The organism is Streptomyces roseoviridis, from assembly GCF_039535235.1.
GTDB classification, from domain to species: Bacteria; Actinomycetota; Actinomycetes; order Streptomycetales; family Streptomycetaceae; genus Streptomyces; species Streptomyces roseoviridis.
On the sequence record NZ_BAAAWU010000001.1, the window covers coordinates 5,874,387 to 5,894,883 of the forward strand.

Here is a 20,497-nt window from a genome sequence, read left to right on the forward strand (position 1 = left end):
CTAAATTAATCTACAGGACCCCAGGGGGAGGAGAGCAGGGTGGGTCGTACGGGCCACGGCTGGGAGGGCGTCGTCCTCAAGCTGCTGCGCGGCAGGGACTTCACGTTCACGGTGACGGGGGCGGAGCAGGTCACCGAGCACTACCGCCGGGTGCGGTTCACCGACGGCGGACTGCTCGCCGCCGCCGACGTCCACCCCACCATGTGGGTGCGCCTCTGGTTCGACCACGACGGCAAGCCGCACCAGCGCGCCTACACCCTCGTCGACCCGGACCCCGGGACCGGCACCTTCGCCCTGGAGTTCGCCCTCCACGACGGCGTCGCCAGCCGCTGGGCGCGCACCTGCGCCCCCGGCGACACCCTCGACGCCACCCTCCAGGGCACCGGCTTCACCGCGCCCGACCCGGCGCCCGGCCGTCTCCTCCTCGTCGGCGACGCCGCCTCGTTGCCCGCGGTCAACTCCCTGCTCGACGCCTTCCCCGGCACTCCCGCCACCCTCTGGTTCGAGACCGCCCACGCCTCCGACGCGCAGCTGCCGCTGCGCCTGGACGGCGAGCTGCACGAGGTCCGCCGGGTGCCCCGCCGGGACGCCGGCGCGGCCCTGGTCGCCCGGGTCCGGCAGGAGCTGCCCGCGCTCGTGGCCGCGAGCCCCGACCCGTACGTCTGGATCGCCTGCGACACCGCCACCACCCGCACCCTCGCCGCGTACGTCCGCAAGGAACTCGCCCTCCCCAAGGACCGCGTGCACGCGCTCGGCTACTGGCGGCCCGCCCGGGACGGCGCGGCGAGCCGTGCCGCCGGTTGACGAACCGTTACTCCCGCCCGGCCCGCGTCGTTCCCACTCCTGCCGCGTGCGCGCCCGGGAGCCTCCGCACCCGTGACGCACGGGGCAGGCGGGAACGCCTGTGCCGAAAGAATCGAATACGAACACGGAAACCACCCTTTGGAGTGAAGTCACGCCAGGTGGCCGCCAGTTCACCCACAGTGCGTAAAGATTCCGGTGTCTCGAGTCGCCGACGCCGCACCGACCCACAGTCCCCGTGGCGAGCGGCCGGCGACGCCATGTCTCCCGTGGGGGTTCCACCACTGTGAACAGCAACACCTTCCGCCTGCCCGCACGCCGCACCGCCGCCGCGGCCACCGTCGCCGCGCTCGCCGTCGGACCCCTGGTCCTCGCGGCCCCGGCCGCCCACGCCACGGGCGGCACCGGGAACGGCGGAGGCAAGGGCGGCGAAGGCCGCGCCACCGCCGTCGTGCTGCGCACCGGCCTCGACGTCGACCTCCTGAACAAGGCCGTCAGCGTGCCGGTGCGCGCCTCCCTCAACGAGGTCGAGGCCCCCGCCAGCGCCGAGAAGACCGCGCTCAGCGTGAAGGTGCGGGGGGCCGAGGGCGGGCAGCCCGTCGACATCCTGAAGGCGGACGTCGCCACCGCCGAGGCGACCGTCGAGGGCGACACGGCCAAGGGGCACGTCAACCTCGTCAAGGCCCGCGTCCACGTCCCCGGCCTGCCGCTGCTGTCGCTGATCGAGCTGGAGAAGGTCACCTCCGAGGCGGTCTGCGAGGCCGGCAAGCGCCCCGTCGCCGCGTCCAACCTCCTCGGCCACGTCACCGTCCTCGGCAAGACCACCACCCTGTCCACCGGCGGCCGGACCAAGGTGGCCGTCCCCGGTGTCGGAGAGGTCGTCCTCGACCTCTCCCGCACCTCCACCACCTCCCGCACCGCCGCCGCCACGGCTCTCGAACTGACCGTGGCGGTCAACCCGCTCGAACTCAACGTCGCCGAGGTCAAGGGCAAGGTCACCCTCGCCGAGGCCACCTGCGTCACCCCGGCCGGCACCCGCCCGAGCGAGCGCCCCTCGCAGCAGCCCTCCGAGCCGCCCACGAAGGAGCCGTCCGCCCAGCCCAGCCGTGACACCGGCGTGCAGACCCAGAACGGCGGCAGCACCCCCACCCAGAACCTCGCCGAGACCGGCGGCAGCTCGCTGACCCCGTACCTCGCCGGCGGCGCGGTCCTGCTGCTCGGCGTGGGCGGCGGCGCGCTCGTCCTGGCCCGCGGCCGGGCACGCGCCCGCGGCTGACCGGCCCGAGGGGGAAGAAGGGGGCGAAGGGGGTGGTGCCGGCCCGGCACCACCCCCGCGCGTGTCCTGCCCGGCCCGGCGCGGCGTGCGTGTGCTGCCCGGTCCGGCACAGCGTGCGTGTCCTGCCCGGCCCGGCACAGCGTGCGTGTCCGTGCCCGGCTCAGCCCAGCAGCAACAGCGCCTGGTCCAGGGCCTGGAGGAAGCGGTTCGTCGTCACCCGGTCCCGCACCGCGAGCCGCAGCCAGTTCCGGTCGAGCCCGGGGAAGGTGTCGCCGCGCCGGGCCGCGAAGCCGAGCGCCCTCAGCCGGTCCCGTACCGCGTCCGCGCCCTCGATGCGGACCAGCACGAACGGACCCTCCGCCGCCGTGACCGCCCGCACCTCGTCGAACTCCGCGAGCCCCGCCAGCAGATGCGCCCGCTCCACCCCGATCCGGTGCGCCGCCTCCTCCGCCTCGGCGAGCGCCGTCCGCGACATGCACGCCTCCGCCGCCACCAGCGCCGGAGTCGACACCGGCCACAGCGGCTGTACGCGCTCCAGCGCCTCCACCGTCTCCGGCTCGGCCAGCACGTAGCCGATCCGCAGCCCCGCGAGACCCCAGGTCTTCGTCAGGCTGCGCAGGACCACCAGACCCGGCACGTCCGTCCGCGAGGCCAGCGACTCCCGCTCACCGGGGACCGCGTCCATGAACGCCTCGTCGACCACCAGCGTCCGCCCCGGACGGGCCAGGGAGGCGATCCGGGCGGCCGGATGCAGCACCGACGTCGGGTTCGTCGGATTGCCGATCACCACCAGATCCGCGTCCTCGGGAACCGCCGCCGGATCCAGCCGGAAGCCGTCCTCCTCGCGCAGCAGCACCCGCTCCACCTCGTGACCGGCGTCCCGCAGCGCGGCCTCCGGCTCGGTGAACTGCGGATGCACCACCACCGGCCGCCGCGCCGGAAGCGCCCGCGCCAGCAGCACGAACGCCTCCGCCGCACCCGCCGTGAGCAGCACCCGCCGGGCCGGCAGGTCGTGCCGCTCGGCCACGGCCGCCCGCGCCGCCCGGCCGTCCGGATAGGCCGCCAGGCCGGTGAGCGAATCGGCGATGCGGGCCCGCAGCCACTCCGGCGGCGTGTTCGTCCGCACGTTGACCGCGAGGTCGATCAGCTTCTCGTCCCGCACCTCGGCGTCGCCGTGGTGTCTCAGATCGTGCGCGTCAGCAGATGTAGGAATGTCCATGGCCGCCGTCGTGTGGGGGGTGGGGATGGGGATGGTGCACGTGGGGGGAGAGGCGAGCTTGCCAGCGATGTACCCGTGGGTCGAGGGCAACAACCGTGTGGCGTACGCAACTTCGTTCGGGCAAAACGGTACGGAACGGGCGATAGCGCAAGTGGCGTGCCGCGTCTTCCGCTTCGGCACCACCAGCTCCGCCCCCGGCCCCGCCCCCCGCAGCGCCGCCGCCTCCGCCACCGAACCCGTGCCCGTCGCCGCCAGCGCGGCGGCCGAGGGGTGCGGCACGGCCACCCCCGCCAGCTCCTCGCTCCCGAAGGCCCGCACCGGCACCCCGAGCCGCTCCGCCGCCGCGACGATCCCCGGCTCCGCCGCGCGCACGTCCAGCGTCGCCAGGGCCGCCACGTCCCCGCCGGTCAGCCCCGCCTCCCGCAGGGCCGCCCCGACCAGACCGAGCACCTCCCGGGCCGCGACCCCCGACCGGGCGCCGACCCCGACCACCACCGCCGAGCCGAGGTGCGCGCGGGCGCCTCGATCCGATAGCAAAGCCCCATGGCTGTAGTCGTCGCGCTCGGCGCGTTCCTCATGACGCTGTTCGGCGGCTGGACGGCCCAGCGCGTCACCGACCGCCGCCACCTGGTCCTCGGCCTCGCCGGCGGCCTCATGCTCGGCGTCGTCGGACTCGACCTGCTGCCCGAGGCCCTGGAGGCCGCGCACACCCCCGTCTTCGGCGTCCCCGAGGCCCTGCTGCTCTTCGCCGGCGGCTTCCTCTTCGCCCATGTGGTGGAACGCCTGCTCGCCGTCCGCCAGGCCGCGCACGGGGCGGAGGCCGGAGACAGGGTGCCGCAGGTCGGACTCACCGCCGCCGCGGCCATGGTGCTGCACAGCCTCATGGACGGCATCGCCCTCGGCGCCGCCTTCCAGGTCGGCGGCGGCATGGGCGCCACCGTCGCCCTCGCCGTCATCACCCACGACTTCGCCGACGGCTTCAACACGTACACGATCACCAGCCTGTACGGGAACGCCCGCCGCAGGGCCGTCGCCATGCTCGTCGCCGACGCGCTCGCCCCGATCGCCGGCGCCGCCTCCACCTTGCTGTTCACCCTTCCGGAGGAACTGCTCGGCTGCTATCTCGGCTTCTTCGGCGGCGCCCTGCTCTACCTCGCGGCCGCCGAGATCCTCCCCGAGGCCCACCACGAACACCCCGCCCGCACCACCCTGCTGTGCACGGTGGCGGGCGTGGCCTTCATCTGGCTCGTGGTGGGCCTGTCCGGCGGCTGAGCTCACGCGACCGGCCCGCCCGCGCAGTGCGCCACGAACCGCACCGCAGCCCGCGGGGCCCCCGCCCAGTGCGTGTGCACATAACTCGCGTGCACCCCGCCCCGCACGAAGCCCTCCACCCGGCGCTCCGGCTGCCGCAGCCCCCAGGCCGCCCGCTCGCCCGCACCCGGCTCGATCACCGTCCGGTGGAACTCGTGCCCCCGCATCCGCGTCCCGGACGCCGCCAGCACGCTGTCGCTCACCGCCACCGCGTCCCGGTAGCCCAGCGTCAGCCGCTCCGACATCCGCGCGTCCGCGTCCAGCACCCCGCACATCGGCCGCCCGTCCAGCGACCGCGCGAGATACAGCAGCCCCGCACACTCCGCCGCGACCGGCGCCCCCGCCGCGGCGAGCCCCGCCACGGCCTCGCGCAGCGGCTCGTTGGCCGACAGCTCCTCCCCGTACACCTCGGGGAAACCGCCCCCGATGACGAGGCCGCTCGTCCCCTCGGGCAGGGCCTCGTCCCGCAGCGGATCGAAGGTGACGACCTCCGCCCCGGCCGCCGACAGCAGCTCCGCGTGCTCGGCGTACGAGAACGTGAACGCCGCGCCCCCGGCGACGGCGATCCGCGGCGCCCCCCGGACCGGCGTCGGCACCTCCCCGGCGGCCGGCCGCGGCGCGCCGGACGGCTCCGGCGTCCGCACCGCGTCGACGGCCGACCACGGCGCGCCGGACAGCTCCGGCGCGCTCCGCGCGAGCGCCAGCAGCGCGTCCAGGTCGCACCCGGCCCGCACCTGCTCCGCCTGCGCCGCCACCGCCTCGACCGCCTGCGCCTGCCGCTCCGCCACCGGCACCAGACCCAGGTGCCGCGACGGCGTCGCCACGGCCGGCGCCCGCCGCAGCACGCCCAGGACCGGCACGCCCGACTCCTCCAGGGCCTCCCGCAACAGCGCCTCGTGCCGGTCGGTGGCGACCTTGTTGAGGATCACCCCGCCGAGCCGCACCTGCGGGTCCCACGAGGCGAAGCCGTGCACCAGCGCCGCCACCGAACGCGACTGCGACGAGGCGTCCACGACCAGCACCACCGGCGCCCGCAGCAGCTTCGCCACCTGCGCGGTGGAAGCCAGCTCCCCCTGGCCGGCGGCGCCGTCGTACAGGCCCATCACACCCTCGACGACCGCCAGGTCACAGCCCCGCGCCCCGTGCGCGAACAGCGGCGCGACCAGCTCCGTACCGCACATGTACGCGTCCAGGTTGCGGCCCGGCCGGCCCGTCGCCAGCGCGTGATAGCCCGGGTCGATGTAGTCCGGACCCACCTTGTGCGGGGAGACCGCCAGACCACGGCCCGCGAACGCGGCCATCAGGCCCGTCGCGACCGTGGTCTTGCCCGCACCGGAGGACGGCGCGGCGATGACGAGACGTGCTACCACTCGATGCCCCGCTGGCCCTTCTGACCCGCGTCCATCGGGTGCTTCACCTTCGACATGTCGGTCACCAGGTCCGCGAAGTCCATCAGCTCCTGAGGGGCGTTGCGGCCGGTGATGACGACGTGCTGCTGCCCCGGACGGTTCCTCAGCACCTCCACCACCTCGGCGGTGTCGATCCACCCCCAGTGCAGCAGGTACGCGAACTCGTCGAGGACGTAGAACTTGTACCGCTCCTCGGCGAGGTCCCGCTTGACCTGCTCCCAGCCCTCGCGCGCCTTGTCCTCGTGCGTCTGCTCGCCCTCGGCGACCTCGCGCTGGATCCAGGACCAGCCCTCGCCCATCTTGTTCCAGACGACCGTGCCGCCCTTGCCCGTCTCACCGAGCGCCTTGAGCGCGTTCTCCTCGCCGACCCGCCACTTGGCGGACTTGACGAACTGGAACACCCCGATCGGCCAGCCCTGGTTCCAGGCGCGCAGCGCCATGCCGAAGGCGGCCGTCGACTTCCCCTTCCCGACGCCCGTGTGCACCATCACCAGCGCCCGGTTACGACGCTGGCGGGTGGTCAGTCCGTCGTCCGGAACGACGGTCGGCTGTCCCTGCGGCACTATGCGGCCCTCCTCGTAGAGCTGTTGCCTTGTACGTTCCTGACGAGCCCGGCGATCGAGTCGGCGCGCAGCTCGTCCAGCGTCACGGCCGTCCCGCCCAGATCACGGGCCAGGTTCCCGGCGAGTCCGAGCCGCACCGGCCCCGACTCGCAGTCCACGACCACCGCGGCCGTGCCCTCGGCGGCGTGCAGCCGCGCGGCACGCGCCGCGAGCGCCACCGGATCCCCGGCGCCACCGGTCGCCCGCCCGTCGGTCACCACCACGAGCAGCGGGCGCCGCGAGGGATCCCGCAGCCGCTCCACGCGCAGCACCTCATGGGCCCTCAGCAGGCCCGCCGACAGCGGGGTCCGCCCGCCCGTCGGCAGCTTCTCCAGGCGGGCGGCGGCCGCGTCCACGGACGAGGTCGGCGGCAGCGCGACCTCCGCGTCCCGGCCGCGGAAGGTGACCAGACCGACCTTGTCGCGCCGCTGGTACGCGTCGAGCAGCAGCGAGAGCACCGCCCCCTTGACCGCGCTCATCCGCTGCCGCGCCGCCATCGAACCCGAGGCGTCCACGACGAACAGGACCAGATTGCCCTCCCGGCCCTCCCGGGTCGCCTGCCGCAGGTCGTCCCGGCGCACCACGAGACCCGGCCCGGACCGGCCGCGCGCCTTCTGATGCGGGGCGGCGGCCTGGACCGTCGCCGCCAGATGCAGCTTGGTCAGCGCGCCCCGGGGCCGGGTGGAGCCCGTCGTCCTGCCGTGCGCGGTCCTGGCCCGCGAGCGGCGTCCGGCGGCGCCCTCGCCGAGGCCGGGAACGCTCAGCATCTTCGTACGGAACGGCTCACCGGCCGCGACCGCGGCGCGCTCACCGGCCCCCGGGCCGCCACCCCGCGGCGCGGACGCCGGAGCCTCCTCGGACGCCGCAGCCTCCTCGGACGCCGGGGACTGCTCGGGCAGCGAGGACTCCTCGCGCCCCGCACCGTCGCTCCCGTCCGCCGGCCCCTCGCCCTGCGGCGGGATCCCGCCACCGCCACCGCCGTCGGGCCCTCCGCCACCCGGGCCGTCCGGCTCCGGGTCCTCGTCCGGCTCCTCGCCCTTGAACCGCTCCAGCGTCTCGTCGAGCTTGTCCTCGTCCAGGCCCGGAGCGTCGAAGGGCGAGCGCCGACGACGGTGGGGCAGGGCCAGCAGGGCCGCCTGCCGCACGTCCTCCGAGGTCACCTCGGTGCGCCCGGCCCACGCGGCGAGCGCGGTCGCGGTCCGCGCCATCACGATGTCGGCGCGCATGCCGTCCACCTCGAACGCGGCGCAGGTCGCCGCGATCTGCAGCAGCGCCGCGTCCCCGAGCACCACCCGCGGCAGCAACTCCCGCGCGGCGACGATCCGTTCGCGCAGCGCCGCCTCCTCGCCGGCCCAGCGGGCGGCGAAGGCGGCCGGGTCGTCCTCGAACGCGAGCCGGCGCCGCACCACCTCCACCCGCTGCTCCGGCTCGCGGGAGGCGGCCACCTCCACGGTCAGACCGAACCGGTCGAGCAGCTGCGGCCGCAGCTCGCCCTCCTCCGGGTTCATGGTGCCGACCAGCAGGAAGCGGGCCGCGTGCCGTACGGAGACGCCTTCGCGCTCGACGTGGGAGGCGCCCATGGCGGCGGCGTCCAGGAGGAGGTCGACGAGGTGGTCGTGCAGCAGGTTGACCTCGTCGACGTACAGGATGCCCCGGTGCGCCTGCGCGAGCAGGCCCGGCTCGAACGCCTTCACGCCCTCGGCGAGCGCCTTCTCGATGTCGAGGGCGCCGACGAGACGGTCCTCGGAGGCGCCGACGGGCAGTTCGACCAGGCGTGTCGGGCGCGAGACGCCCGGCGCGGGCTCGTGCGGCCCGTCGGGGCACTCCGGATCGGGCGCCTCCGGGGCGCACGAGAAGCGGCAGTCCGCGACGACGCCCATGGCGGGCAGGAGGGCCGTCAGGCCCCGCACGATCGTCGACTTGGCCGTGCCCTTCTCACCCCGCACGAGCACGCCGCCGATGTTCGGCGAGACGGCGTTGAGCAGCAGGCTCAGCCGCATGTCGTCCATGCCGACGACGGCGGTGAACGGATAGGGAACGGAGGCCATGAGCCGATACCCCTTTCGAGGGAACTGCTGCGATCGGAAGTGTCTGTGCGGCCCTGCCGGGCCGTCGTGGTGCGGTGCTCCCCGCGGACGCGGGGACGGCCTCGCCGTCAGCCCGGCCACGGGCGGAGTTCCGGCCGGTCGCCCGCACCGGCGGGGACGGCCGTGCCGGCGGCCCTCACGGCGCCCCGGGCGGCACGAACGGCAGCCCCTCCGGCGCGCCCTTCTCGATCAGCCGCATCAGCGCTCCGGTGTCGGCGTGCTCCTCGATCAGGTCGCCGAGGCGGTCGAGCTGTTCCTCGCGCAGGGCGCCGAAGGAGGTGTCGGGGGCCGGGACGAAGCGGCGCCCCGCGGCGGCGGCGACCTCGCGCAGGAACGCCCGGCGGAAGCCGTCGCTCTCCAGGGAGCCGTGCCAGTGGGTGCCCCACACCGCGCCGACGCGGCAGCCGTCGAGGAACGGCTCGCCGCCCACGACGTCGGCGACGCCGTGGTGGATCTCGTAGCCCTCGACGCGCTCGCCGAGCGCCTCGCCGACCGGCCGGGCCAGCGTCTTCTCGGGCGCGAACCGCACGCGTACGGGCAGCAGGCCGAGCCCGTCGACCGTGCCCGCCTTCGACTCGACCTCGTCGTCGATGCGCTCGCCGAGCGCCTGGAAGCCGCCGCAGACGCCGAGCACGGGACGGCCCTCGGCGGCCCGGCGGGCCAGCGCGTCCGCGAGGCCGCGTTCGCGCAGCCAGGCCAGCGCCTTCACGGTGCCCCGGGTGCCGGGCACGACGACCAGGTCGGCGTCGACCAGCTCCTCGGGCCGGTCGACGAACCGCACCACGACCCCCGGTTCGGCGGCGAGCGCGTCCACGTCGGTGAAGTTGGACATCAGCGGCACGGCGCACACGGCGACCCGCAGCACGTCCGCGCCGAGCGGCGGCGCCACCACGGACTCGCGCACCGCGCCCCGCAGCGAGACGCGCAGGCCGTCCTCCTCGTCGATGCCGAGCCCGTGCGCGTACGGCAGGACACCGAGGGTGCGGCGTCCGGTGAGGTCGTACAGCATGTCGAGGCCCGGTTCGAGCAGCGTGACGTCGCCCCGGAACTTGTTCACCAGATACCCGGCGACCAGCGCCTGGTCCTCCGGCGCGAGGAGGGCCGTCGTCCCGAAGAACTGGGCGAAGACCCCGCCCCGGTCGATGTCGCCGACGACCACGACGGGCAGCCGCGCGGCCCGGGCGATGCCCATGTTGACGATGTCGGTGCGCCGCAGGTTGATCTCGGCCGGGCTGCCCGCGCCCTCGCAGATCACCGCGTCGTACGTGTGCCGCAGCTCCTCCAGGCACGCGAGGACGGGCTCGAACAGCTCCTTCTGCCGGCCGCCGTGGTAGCCGCGGGCACTCAGCTCGCCGACCGGCTTCCCCATGAGCACGACCTGGCTGGAGCGGTCGCTGCCGGGCTTGAGCAGCACCGGGTTCATCAGGGCGGTCGGCTCGACGCGGGCGGCCTGCGCCTGCATGGCCTGCGCCCGCCCGATCTCCGCGCCCTCCCTCGTCACGAAGGAGTTCAGGGACATGTTCTGCCCCTTGAACGGCGCCACCTTGATGCCCTGCCGGACCAGCCACCGGCAGATGCCGGCCGTGACGACGCTCTTGCCCGCGTCGGACGTGGTCCCGGCGACGAGCAGCCCCCCGCCCCTCATGCGTACCTCCGCTTCACCGCGTTCGTCAGGATCCGGCCGCCCGCACAGGCGGCCAGGGTCAGCCAGGTCACCCGGCGGGACAGCCGGACCGCCCGGTCGATGTCGGCCACCTCGACGGCCCGCCCCTCCCCGCCCAGCACGGGCCGGTGCTCGACCCGTCCGCCGTACGAGAGGGTCCCGCCGAGCCGTACGCCGAGCGCTCCCGCGAAGGACGCCTCCACCGGGCCCGCGTTGGGGCTCGGGTGCTTCCCGGCGTCGGCCCGCCAGGCGCGCAGCGCGCCCCGGGGGTTTCCGCCCGCCAGGGTGGCGAGTACGGCGGTGAGCCGGGCGCCGGGCCAGCCGGCGAGGTCGTCGAGGCGGGCCGAGGCCCAGCCGAAGCGCCGGTAGCGGGGGGACTTGTGACCGACCATCGCGTCGAGGGTGTTGACCGCCCGGAAGCCCAGCAGGCCGGGCACGCCCGCGACCGCGCCCCAGAAGAGGGCGCCCACGACGGCGTCCGAGGTGTTCTCGGCGACCGACTCGACGACCGCGCGGGCCATCGCGGGCCCGTCCAGGGACTGGGGGTCACGGCCGCACAGGTGGGGCAGCCGCTCGCGCGCCACCTCAAGGTCGCCGGCCGCGAGCGCCCCGCCGATCGCGCGGGCCTCGCGGCCCAGTGTCGTACCGCCGACGACGGCCCACACGGAGGCGGCGGTCAGGGCGACGGAGGCGGCGCGGCTGCCCCGTACCGTACGGGCGGCGAGGGCGCCGAGGGCCACGGTGGTGCCGACGCAGACGGCGGTGTGCAGGGCGCCCCGGCCCCGGTGGTCGCCGTGGAGGCGCTTCTCGACCGCGGCCGCCGCCCGGCCGAAGGCGGCGACGGGGTGGCCGCGGCGGGGGTCGCCGAGGAGCAGATCGACGGCGAGGCCGACGGCCGCTCCGTAGGCGTAGACACGGGTGGTGCCGGGAACTCTGGGGCCGCGGCCGGGCATGGCGCTGTGTCCTCACTCAGGGTCCGCGCCCTGGGTCGACGTGACGGCGGCGAGAGTTCCTGACTCCCGGCCCCTCGGGGCCGGTCACAGTGGCGGGACCGCGCCGGAATCGCACCGGGCTTCCTCTCCTTTGCCGCCGTAATGGCCTCGGCAGTCCACCACGCCCCGCGAACGGCCGTCAACTCGCCCTTGACCTGCGCCGGGTCACTGTGCGAAGCACCACAGACACGAGCGGCCGGGCGGCCCGCACCGATGGTGCGGGCCGCCCGGCCGTCACGGTCGCCGGGTCAGGCGACGATCAGATAGATGCCGTACGCCACGGCCGCCGCGCACAGCGCGAAGCAGGCGTAGGCGCCGGTGCGGGCCAGGGCGGCGGAGCCGCCGTTCGCCGTGGCCTGCTCCTGCTTGGAGAGGCCGACGATGCCGAGCGTGAACAGGCCCACGAGGGCGACGGTCGCCACGAGGCTGACTCCGAAGACGGAGCCGAGAGCTGCCCAGTCGATCTTCATGCGGTTGCTTTCCTGTTCCTCTTGCTCAGACCGCGGCCGGGGCCGGGGGAGCGGTCGGGTCCGCCGTGCCGGGCGCGGGGATGGTGGCCTTCAGGTCCTCGTCCGTGACGGCGGCGACGGAGCCGGCCGGCGGCGGGGTGACCGCCGCGATGGCGGTGGTGACGACGCCCGCGGGCTCGGCCTCGGTCTCGACCTCGTTGACGTTGGTGTGGTCGACCACCTGGCGGCGGGAGACCAGCCAGATCGCGAGGCAGGAGGCGACCAGGAAGCCCGCGACCGTGTAGACGCCCCAGTCGCCCTGGCGGGCGACGTACTCGGCGCCCGCGCCGACCAGGCCGGCGGCCGGCAGGGTCAGGCCCCAGGCGACGAACATCCGGGTGGCCGTCGACCAGCGCACCACGCCGCCCTTGCGGCCCAGGCCCGCGCCCATGACGGCGCCGGAGCAGGAGTGGGTGGTGGAGAGGGAGAAGCCCAGGTTCGAGGAGGCCAGGATGACCGTGGCCGCGCTGGTCTGGGCGGCGAAGCCCTGCTGCGGCTGGAGGTCGGTCAGGCCCTTGCCCATGGTGCGGATGATGCGCCAGCCGCCGAGGTAGGTGCCCAGCGCGATCGCCACACCGGCGGAGACGATGACCCAGACCGGCGGGTTGGAGCCGGGCGCGAGGGTGCCGCCGGCGACCAGGGCGAGGGTGATGATGCCCATGGTCTTCTGCGCGTCGTTGGTGCCGTGGGCGAGGGAGACGAGACCGGCGGAGGCGATCTGGCCGGCCCGGTAGCCCTTCGCGGTGGTCTTGGCGTCCGCGTTGCGGTCGAGGCGGTACGTCAGCCGGGCGGCGAACATCGCGGCCAGGCCGGCGACCAGCGGGGCGGCGAGCGCGGGGAGGAGCACCTTGGTGACGACGACGCCGCCGTTGACGCCGCTGAGGCCGATCGAGGCGACGGTCGCGCCGATGAGGCCGCCCATCAGGGCGTGGGAGGAGCTGGAGGGCAGTCCGACCAGCCAGGTCAGCAGGTTCCACAGGATCGCGCCGACGAGCGCGGCGAGGATCACTTCGGGCTGGATGCCTGATTCGTCGACCAGACCCTTGGAGATCGTGTTGGCGACCTCCACCGAGAGGAACGCGCCGACCAGGTTCAGCACGGCGGACATGGCCACCGCCGTCTTGGGCTTGAGTGCGCCGGTCGAGATGGTCGTCGCCATCGCGTTGGCGGTGTCGTGGAAACCGTTCGTGAAATCGAACACGAGAGCTGTCACGACCACAATCGCGAGCAGCAGCGTGATGTGTTCCATTTACCCAGGCAATCGTTTGACGTCAGTGGCTCGTCGAACGTAGGCAACCTGAGTGAACGGAAGGTGAACTGGGCCCGGCAGCACGGTGTCCCGAACCGGGGTCGGCGGATTCCGTTTAGCGGCTCGGGGGCACCCCTGTCCACGATGCGGTCGCCCTGCGACCCCGGGTAATCCGTGCGGTGGCGGCATCCAGCCCCCGGCGGCCCCTGCCGCCGCTCCCGCCCCGTATCGCCCAGTGGACCGCTTCAGCCCCACGGAGGACCCCCGCGAGTGATCCAGGTCACTCGAAAGAGCCGCCCGGTGGCAGCGCGGGGCCCCGCTGCGGACACTGGGAGCGTGCGCCCGGCTACAGCGACGGCAGCGGCCGTCACCACAGTGATCGGTCTCGGCGCGGCCGCGGTGGCGGTCGGCCGGTACGCCAGCGACGCCGCCCTCGGGGTGCCGTCCGGACGCCCCCTCCCCGGCGACCCCAGACTCACCGTGCACGTCACGGGGCCCGGCCGGATCACCCTCACCCGCAGCCTCGCGTCGCTGCGGCCGGGCACGTACGGCATCGAGGCCCGGGGCGTGCACGCCGTCGTCGGCCCCGTCCTCGACCGGGTCCCGCACACCGCCGACACGGTGGTGCGCCGGCTCGAACGGGTCGAGCTCGGCGCCCTCGCCCCCGGCGACCGGCTCCGCCTCACCCCGCAGCTGCACTGCGGCACCCCCGGGACCGCCCTCGGCCTGCCCTACGAGGAGGCCGAGATCCCCGGCGAGCTCGGCACCCTGCCCGCCTGGGTCGTGCCCGGCCCCCGCTCCACCTGGGTGATCGCCCTGCACGGCCTCGGCACCACCCGGGAGCACCCGCTCAACCTGCTCCCCTTCTTCCACCGCCGGCAGATCCCCGTCCTCGTCCCCGCCTACCGGGGCGACCCGGGCGCGCCGGCCGCGCCCGACGGGCTCGGCCACCTCGGCGACTCCGAATGGCGCGACGTCGACGCCGCCGTCCGCTACGCCGTCCGCCGCGGCGCCGCGAACGTCGTCCTGCACGGCTGGGGCACCGGCGCGGCCATGGCCCTGCACGCCGCCGCGAGCTCCGGGGTGCGCGACCGGATCCGCGGCCTGGTCCTCGACTCCCCGGTCCTCGACTGGGAGGCCACCCTGCGCAACCTGGCCTCGGCCCGCCGCGTCCCCGGCCTCCTCCTCCCGCTCGCCGTGCGCGCCGCCCAGGGCAGGACCGGCCTTCGCGGCGACCGCCTCCAGGAGGCCGCCGACCCCCACGCCCTGCGCGTGCCGACCCTGCTCCTCCACGGCCCCGACGACACCATCGCCCCCTGGGACGCGAGCCGCCGCCTGGCCCGGCTCCGCCCCGACCTCGTCACCCTCGCCACCGTCCCCGAGGCCCCCCACGCGGCCATGTGGAACGCGGACCCGGTGCGCTACGAGGAGGCCCTGCGGCGCTTCCTGACGCCCCTGGTCTGAGGCCGCTCCCGGCGGCCCGCCGTGCCGTGCGGCCCCTCTCCGGTTCCCCGCCCCGGCCCGGTCCGGGCGGCCGGACCGGGCGCGGGCGGGCCCGCCCCGGACGCGCCGGACGCCGCTCGGAGGAGGACCCCGGCCGGGCCGCCGCCCGGCGCTGCCCGGGCCCGGGCGGCGGAAGGCGGGGGCGCCGCCGCGGCGTTGCGGATTCCGATTGGGCTTTCGGGCCGTCAGCGGGAAGACTGCCCCCGTGACGTCTCGAAAGCCCGATGAACCATTGGCGCGCAACTCCAGACTCCGACTCGTCCGTCCGCGGTCCCTCGCCACCGCGCGAAGGGCCGTGACGAACCGGCGCACCCGCCCGGCGCCCCGGCCGCCCGAGGGGACGCCACCCAGGGCGGAGCTGGCCCGGCAGGCGAGGGCCGTGCTGGCCGACGCCGTGCGGATCGCCCGGTGGGCCGCCGTCGAGCGGCAGGCCGAGACGGCTCCCCCGGACGGGGAACGGGCCGCCGCCGCGCTGGGCCTGACCCCCGGTCAGGTCAGGGCCGGCTGGGACCGGGCCCGGCTCGCCGGGCTCGTCGAGCTGCACGGTGACACCGCCCGGCCCGGCTGGCGGCTGCAGGCCTGGGACCGGGACGACTCCGCCGTCCTGCGCGGCTGGGTCGCCCTCTTCGACGCCTGGTCGCTGGCCCACCCCGCCCCCGAGGACGTGGCCCCCGGCGCCGTCGCCGAGGTCGTCGAGGCCGTGCCCCAGGTCCTCTCCCTGCTCCAGCTCTCCGCCGGGCCCGTCGCCGTGTCCGGCCTCCTCGACCTGCTGCGCCAGCGCGTCGACGAACTCCGCGAGGAGCGCTGCGAGGTGCCGGCCCCCGGCGCCGCGGTCGAGCCGCCGCCCGCGGCCGAGGGCCTGCCCGCCCTGCTCGACTGGGCCCTGGAGGGCCTCGCCGCCGTCGGCGCCCTCACGCTCGGCGAGGGCCCCGACGGCAGCCATGCCACCCTCACCCCGCTCGGCAACTGGGCGGTGTGGGTCAAGCTGGAGCAGATCTGCGTCGCCGCGCAGAGTCCGGCCGGCAACATCGAGCAGTCCGCCGAGGACATGCTCCGCGGCTGCGCCCGGCTCAGCCCGGGCCCGGCCCGCGACGAGTACCGCGCCTGGCTCGCCGCCCGCACCCTCGCCGGTGCCGTGGCCGAGCTGATCGCCGTCGCCCGCGGCGAGGACGCCCTGCTGCGCGGCCTCGCCTTCGAGGCCCTGCGCGTGGTCGGCGCCCCGGCCGAGCCCGAGGTCAGGGCCGCCCTCGCGGAACCCTCGCTGCGCCCCTACGCCCTGCTGTGGCTCGCCGAGTACGAGGGAGCCGACCCGGACGAGGCACCCGAGGTGCTCACCCGCGAGGAGGCCACCTGGCTCTGGGTGGACACCGCGGCGGCCGTCGCCGACCACGGCGAGAGCGCCCTGCTCGTGCGGCACCTCGACTCCGCCGTCCAGGGCACCGTCCCCGCCCTGCTCGACGAGGTCCGGGCCGTCGGCCACCCCCGCACCGTCCAGGTCCTGGTCGCCCTCGCGGCCGCCCACCCCGACCCCGCCCTGGCGAAGGCGGTCCGCAGGGCGGCCTTCCAGGTGCACACGGGCGGGTCCTGAGCCCGGGGCGTCACGGGCGGGGCCTGAGCGCCGGGGCGTCACCGGCGCGGGTCCGCCCCGGTGCCCCCGCCCGCGGGCCCATCCCGGGTGCCTCCGCCCGCGGGCCCGCCCGGTGAACCGGCGGCCGCGGGTCCGCCCCCTGCGGGCCGCCCTGCCCGGTCCGCAGGGCTCACCTCCGCGAAACTCGCGGGAACGAGTGATCGACTCCCGAATAGAATGCCGTCGCCCTGAGCCTCCCTGTGCCGCCCACAGGGGCAGGGCCCACGCATTCCTTGGGGGGAATCCGCATGTCACCTCTGCCCACGGGCAGACGGCGGCGGACCAGGAGAGCAGACAGCCGCGGCCGTACGCCGCTCGCGCTTGTCGCCCTGGTCCTCACCGTCCTCGCCTCCCTGATCGGCGGCGCCGCCACGGCCGCCGCCGTCACCGCACCCGCGGCGGCCACCACCGCCTCGCCCGCGGCACCGCAAGGCGCGCCCCGGGCCCCGCAGGCCCCCGCGAAGAAGCAGGGCCCCGCGTCCCCGTCCGCCGAGGCGGCCCGCGAGATCGCGGCGCTCACCGCCGCCGCCGAGACCGACACCTGTGCCGGCGCCCTCGCACCGGACACCGTCCACACCTGCGCCGACCTCCCGGCGGGAGCCTCGACGGAGTTCACGCTCGACGCCGGCCGCTCGCCCGACGTCCTGTACGTGCAGCTCATCGCCGCCCGCGGGCAGACGCTGGAGGCCACGCTCACCGCCCCCGGCGGCAGCGCCGTCGCCTGCGAACGCCTCGACGGCGGATATGGCGAACTGCGCTGTCCGACCGTCGCCGAGGGCGCCCACACCTTGCGCGTCCGTGACGCCTGGGGCTACGGCGGCGGGTTCTCCGTGTCCTGGACCGGGCTGCTCGGCACCCCGGCCTGCACCGCCGTCGCCGAGTCGAGCACCACGCTCGGTGCGCCCGAGGAGTTCACCGGCTCCCTCGCCGCCGGCGCGGCCGGCCACTGCTATGCCCTGCCCCTGGCCGCCGGCGACGTCCTGCGCGCCCACGTCTCCCCGTACTGGGTCCTCGTCTCCGTCCACGACGCCACCGGCGCCGAGGTGTGCACGACCCACTCCCGCGCCTCCGGCGACCTCGACTGCGCCCTCACGGGCACCGCGCCCTACCGCGTCCTGGTGAACGAGGACGCGGGCCGGGCCCACGACTACGCGCTGTCCTTCGCCCGACTCTCCCGCCCGGCCGGCTGCCCCGCCGTCGAGCCCCAGACCTACGGCACGGTGCCGGACGCCACCTCCACCGCCCGCTGCCGTCTCCTGCACGTCCCGGCCGCCGGACCGTACGTCCACGCCCCGGTCGGCGAGGGCGTCACCGGCCGCCTCTTCAAGGCCGATGGCACGCCCGTCTGCGCCGCCGCCCCTGACAAGCCCTGCGAACTCGCGACCGGCGACTACACCTGGGCGCGGGACGGGGCGAACACCGGCACCGGCCCGTACGGCATCCGCTTCCACGCCACCAGCGGCACGGAGGGGTGCACCGCGACCCGCGACGACGGCTTCGCCTCCGGGCCCGCGACCGGGACCTTCACCGGCGCCGGACAGAGCCTGTGCCGCAGCCTGCCCACAGCCTCCGGCCGCGGGCTCTACCTCGTCGACCGGGCCACCTCCGACGACGCTCACCCGGACGTGAAGGTGTTCGACGCCGAGGGCGTGCCCCAGTGCGCCAACGAGAACGCCCCGACGGTCTGCAAGCTGACCGGCGCCGCCCCCTTCCACGCCGTCCTCTCGGGCCCCGCGAGCGGCACCTACCGGCTCGTCGTCCAGCGCACCGGCGAGGCCGCGGGCTGCACCCCGTGGGCACAGTCCGCGTTCGGCGCCACCTGGGGCGCCGAGGTGAGGACCGACCCGCAGGGGCAGCGCACCGCCTGCCTGTCGGTCCCGGCCGCCGCGCACTCCACCGCCGAGATGCTCGACTACGCCAACGACAGCAACCAGGCCAACGCCTCGGTGCTCGTCCACGACAGCGCCGGCAACAAGGTCTGCGGCACCGGGGCCACCTCCACCGCGGTGTGCGCCTTCACCAGCGGCACCCCGTACACGGCGCTGCTGTCGGCGCGCGGCTACACGCCCGACACCTACCGCCTGGTCCGGCGGGACGTCTCGGCGACGGCCACGTGCGCGGCCCCCGCGTCGCTGACCGTCGGCGGGGCGTCGACCGGCGACACGTTCACCTCCGCCCTGGACAGCACCTGCCTGCGCGTCACCGCGGCGGCCACCGACAAGATGCTGTTCTCCGTGCGGACCCCCGGCGCCGCGTGGAAGACCGGCGCGATGCTGGGCGTCACCGACGCCAAGGGCACGATCCGGTGCCTGAACCCCGGCGCCACCTGCCGGGTCACCGGCTCCACCTCGTACGTCGTCTTCGCCCTGGCCTCCGGCTACAACGGCACCGCGATCCCGGTCCGCCTGGACACCTGGCGGATGGCCACCTCGGCCGGCTGGGCCCCGCAGTGCACGGCCGACACGCTGTCCCCGGCCGGATTCCCGCTGCGCAGCGGCACCTTCACCGAGGCCGGACGGACGGCCTACTGCGCGGTCATCGACATGAAGCCGAACCAGGCGTTCGAGGTGGTCGGCACGGACAGCGCCACCGGCACCGAGACGGCCTGGACGACCCTGCTCACCGACACCTCCTTCGACGGCACCACCGACTACTCGTACCAGTGCAGCGGCACCTACGGACAGTTCCGCTTCCGCTGCCTCACCACCGCGCACGCGTCCGCCGGCCGTTACGTCTTCCTGCTGCGCCCGGGCACCGCGGTCGCCCCGCTGGAGTACTCGCTGCAGGGCGTCTGCGACCAGGGCTGCTCCCCCTGGCCGCAGCCGGCCGAGGTGACCCGGCTGAGCAGCACCAGCGGTCCCGCCGGCACGGCCGGCCAGGTGGTGCTGTACGGCAGGGGCCTGACGCTCGGCACCGAGATCTCGCTGCGCAACGACAGCGCGTCCAACGACTCCCCGATGAACCCGACCGTGTCGGTCAACGCCGACGGAACCGCCCTCACGGTGCTGCTGGGCGCGCGTGACCTGCCCCCGGGCACCTACGACCTGGTGGTCGACGGCTCCACCCAGCTGCGCCAGGCGTACACCGTCACCGCCCCGGCCACGGCCACCCCCGGCCGGCTCGTACCGTTCGAGCCGACGCGGTTCCTGGACACCCGGTCGGGTCTCGGTGCGCCCAGGGCGCGGGTGGGAGCCGGTGGGACGGTGAAGCTGAAGGTCGCCGGGGTGCACGGCGTCCCGGCCACCGGTGTGACGGCGGTCGTCATGAACGTCACCGCCGTCGCCCCGACCGGCACCGGCTTCGTCACCGCCTACCCCGACGGCGAGCCCAGGCCGGCGGCGTCCAGCCTCAACTACACCGCTCCGCGCACCCTCTCCAACCTGGTGACCGTGGCCGTCCGCAACGGCTCGGTGAACCTGTACAACAGCTCGGGAGCCGTGGACCTGATCGCGGACGTCGCCGGCTATTACACGACGGCGCCGGACCGGGGGTCCGCGATGACGTCCGTCGAGCCGACGCGGTTCCTGGACACGCGTGCGGGTCTCGGCGCGCCGAAGGCGCGGGTGGGTGCCGGCGGCACGGTGAAGCTGAAGGTCGCCGGGGTGCACGGCGTCCCGGCCACCGGTGTGACGGCGGTCGTCATGAACGTCACCGCCGTCGCCCCGACCGGCACCGGCTTCATCACCGTCCACCCCGACGGCCGCCCCCTGCCCGCCGTGTCGAACATCAACTACACGGCCGGCCGGACGCTGCCCAACCTCGTGGTCGTCCCGGTGGTGAACGGCACGGTCGTCCTGCGCAACAGCGCGGGCACGGTCGACCTGCTCGCGGACGTGACCGGCTACTTCTCCGGCACCGGAACGCCCTTCACCTCCACCGTGCCGACCCGGCTGCTCGACACCCGCGCCGGTCTCGGGGCGCGGGCCGGTGAGGTCGGGCCCGGCGGGGTCGTCAGCATCCAGGTCGGAGGTGTGCACGGCGTCCCCGCCGGGGACGTCAAGGCGGTCGTCCTGAACGTGACCGTCACCGGCCCCACCAGCGGCGGCTTCCTGCGCGTCCACCCGCACGGGCGACCGCTGCCGGGGGTCTCGAACCTCAACTTCACCAAGGGTGAGACCATCTCCAACCTGGTCGTCGTGCCCGTCGTGGACGGCCGGGTCAGCTTCGTCAACCACTCGGGGTCGACGCAGGTGATCGCCGATCTGAACGGCTACTACGCCGGCTGATCCCGACCGGTGGACCGGCCGGT

The 20,497-nt window shown here is 75.3% G+C and carries 14 protein-coding genes and 1 riboswitch; of the genes, 6 read left to right on the forward strand and 8 right to left on the reverse strand.

All coding sequences use genetic code 11. The features are described 5' to 3' along the window. Nucleotides 1-39 precede the first annotated feature (39 nt). On the forward strand, nucleotides 40-804 hold the full coding sequence (locus tag ABD954_RS26540; protein ID WP_345489633.1) for a siderophore-interacting protein: 765 nt from the start codon (nucleotides 40-42) through the stop codon (nucleotides 802-804). 283 nt (nucleotides 805-1,087) lie between these two features. After that, on the forward strand, nucleotides 1,088-2,077 hold the full coding sequence (locus ABD954_RS26545) for an SCO1860 family LAETG-anchored protein (protein ID WP_345489635.1): 990 nt from the start codon (nucleotides 1,088-1,090) through the stop codon (nucleotides 2,075-2,077). Nucleotides 2,078-2,237: 160 nt separating this feature from the next. Here the strand turns inward: ABD954_RS26545 and cobC are convergent, their stop codons facing one another. Next, nucleotides 2,238-3,833, reverse strand: coding sequence for an Rv2231c family histidinol phosphate aminotransferase CobC (gene cobC / locus ABD954_RS26550; RefSeq protein ID WP_345489637.1), 1,596 nt, complete (start codon nucleotides 3,831-3,833; stop codon nucleotides 2,238-2,240). Nucleotides 3,834-3,839: 6 nt separating this feature from the next. Between cobC and ABD954_RS26555 the strand changes: the two genes are divergently transcribed. Beyond that, nucleotides 3,840-4,568: a ZIP family metal transporter gene (locus ABD954_RS26555; RefSeq protein ID WP_345489639.1), complete on the forward strand. Its 729-nt coding sequence runs from the start codon at nucleotides 3,840-3,842 to the stop codon at nucleotides 4,566-4,568. A 2-nt stretch (nucleotides 4,569-4,570) separates the two neighbouring features. Here the strand turns inward: ABD954_RS26555 and ABD954_RS26560 are convergent, their stop codons facing one another. The 7 genes from ABD954_RS26560 to ABD954_RS26590 all read right to left on the reverse strand — a co-directional run bounded on the left by ABD954_RS26560 (nucleotide 4,571) and on the right by ABD954_RS26590 (nucleotide 13,118). Beyond that, nucleotides 4,571-5,977, reverse strand: coding sequence for a cobyrinic acid a,c-diamide synthase CobB (locus ABD954_RS26560; protein WP_345489641.1), 1,407 nt, complete (start codon nucleotides 5,975-5,977; stop codon nucleotides 4,571-4,573). Then, nucleotides 5,971-6,579, reverse strand: a complete 609-nt coding sequence (gene cobO, locus ABD954_RS26565) for a cob(I)yrinic acid a,c-diamide adenosyltransferase (RefSeq protein ID WP_345489643.1) — start codon at nucleotides 6,577-6,579, stop codon at nucleotides 5,971-5,973. The genes ABD954_RS26560 and cobO overlap by 7 nt, the downstream gene beginning before the upstream one ends. Then, entirely contained in the window at nucleotides 6,579-8,666 is a 2,088-nt protein-coding gene (locus tag ABD954_RS26570; protein WP_345489645.1) for a putative cobaltochelatase, read from the reverse strand. The genes cobO and ABD954_RS26570 overlap by 1 nt, the downstream gene beginning before the upstream one ends. 175 nt (nucleotides 8,667-8,841) lie before the next feature. Next, complete coding sequence (locus ABD954_RS26575; RefSeq protein ID WP_345489647.1) at nucleotides 8,842-10,350, reverse strand: cobyric acid synthase; 1,509 nt, start codon at nucleotides 10,348-10,350, stop codon at nucleotides 8,842-8,844. Continuing rightward, complete coding sequence (locus ABD954_RS26580) at nucleotides 10,347-11,321, reverse strand: cobalamin biosynthesis protein (RefSeq protein ID WP_345489649.1); 975 nt, start codon at nucleotides 11,319-11,321, stop codon at nucleotides 10,347-10,349. Before ABD954_RS26580 ends, ABD954_RS26575 begins: the two co-directional genes overlap by 4 nt. A 31-nt stretch (nucleotides 11,322-11,352) precedes the next feature. Continuing rightward, a riboswitch (cobalamin riboswitch) is annotated at nucleotides 11,353-11,474 on the reverse strand. Between the two features lie 134 nt (nucleotides 11,475-11,608). Beyond that, on the reverse strand, nucleotides 11,609-11,830 hold the full coding sequence (locus ABD954_RS26585; RefSeq protein WP_345489651.1) for a hypothetical protein: 222 nt from the start codon (nucleotides 11,828-11,830) through the stop codon (nucleotides 11,609-11,611). 25 nt (nucleotides 11,831-11,855) lie between these two features. Next, complete coding sequence (locus tag ABD954_RS26590; RefSeq protein WP_345489652.1) at nucleotides 11,856-13,118, reverse strand: inorganic phosphate transporter; 1,263 nt, start codon at nucleotides 13,116-13,118, stop codon at nucleotides 11,856-11,858. 336 nt (nucleotides 13,119-13,454) lie between these two features. On the opposite strand from ABD954_RS26590, the gene ABD954_RS26595 reads away from it, so the two are divergent. The 3 genes from ABD954_RS26595 (at nucleotide 13,455) to ABD954_RS26605 (ending at nucleotide 20,474) form a co-directional block, all read left to right on the forward strand. Next, entirely contained in the window at nucleotides 13,455-14,582 is a 1,128-nt protein-coding gene (locus tag ABD954_RS26595) for an alpha/beta hydrolase (protein ID WP_345489653.1), read from the forward strand. A 244-nt stretch (nucleotides 14,583-14,826) separates the two neighbouring features. Beyond that, complete coding sequence (locus tag ABD954_RS26600; protein WP_382745669.1) at nucleotides 14,827-16,209, forward strand: hypothetical protein; 1,383 nt, start codon at nucleotides 14,827-14,829, stop codon at nucleotides 16,207-16,209. A gap of 287 nt (nucleotides 16,210-16,496) precedes the next feature. After that, a complete protein-coding gene (locus tag ABD954_RS26605; RefSeq protein WP_345489657.1) occupies nucleotides 16,497-20,474 on the forward strand; it encodes a hypothetical protein in 3,978 nt (1,325 codons plus the stop codon). Nucleotides 20,475-20,497 lie beyond the last annotated feature (23 nt).

What these genes read in the sequence shown, in the direction of transcription:
- ABD954_RS26580 (WP_345489649.1), bottom strand. Translation starts at nt 11,321, where the DNA reads ATGCCCGGCCGCGGCCCCAGAGTTCCCGGCACCACCCGTGTCTACGCC.
- ABD954_RS26590 (WP_345489652.1), bottom strand. Translation starts at nt 13,118, where the DNA reads ATGGAACACATCACGCTGCTGCTCGCGATTGTGGTCGTGACAGCTCTC.
- ABD954_RS26585 (WP_345489651.1), bottom strand. Translation starts at nt 11,830, where the DNA reads ATGAAGATCGACTGGGCAGCTCTCGGCTCCGTCTTCGGAGTCAGCCTC.
- ABD954_RS26555 (WP_345489639.1), top strand. Translation starts at nt 3,840, where the DNA reads ATGGCTGTAGTCGTCGCGCTCGGCGCGTTCCTCATGACGCTGTTCGGC.
- ABD954_RS26575 (WP_345489647.1), bottom strand. Translation starts at nt 10,350, where the DNA reads ATGAGGGGCGGGGGGCTGCTCGTCGCCGGGACCACGTCCGACGCGGGC.
- ABD954_RS26570 (WP_345489645.1), bottom strand. Translation starts at nt 8,666, where the DNA reads ATGGCCTCCGTTCCCTATCCGTTCACCGCCGTCGTCGGCATGGACGAC.
- ABD954_RS26605 (WP_345489657.1), top strand. Translation starts at nt 16,497, where the DNA reads ATGTCACCTCTGCCCACGGGCAGACGGCGGCGGACCAGGAGAGCAGAC.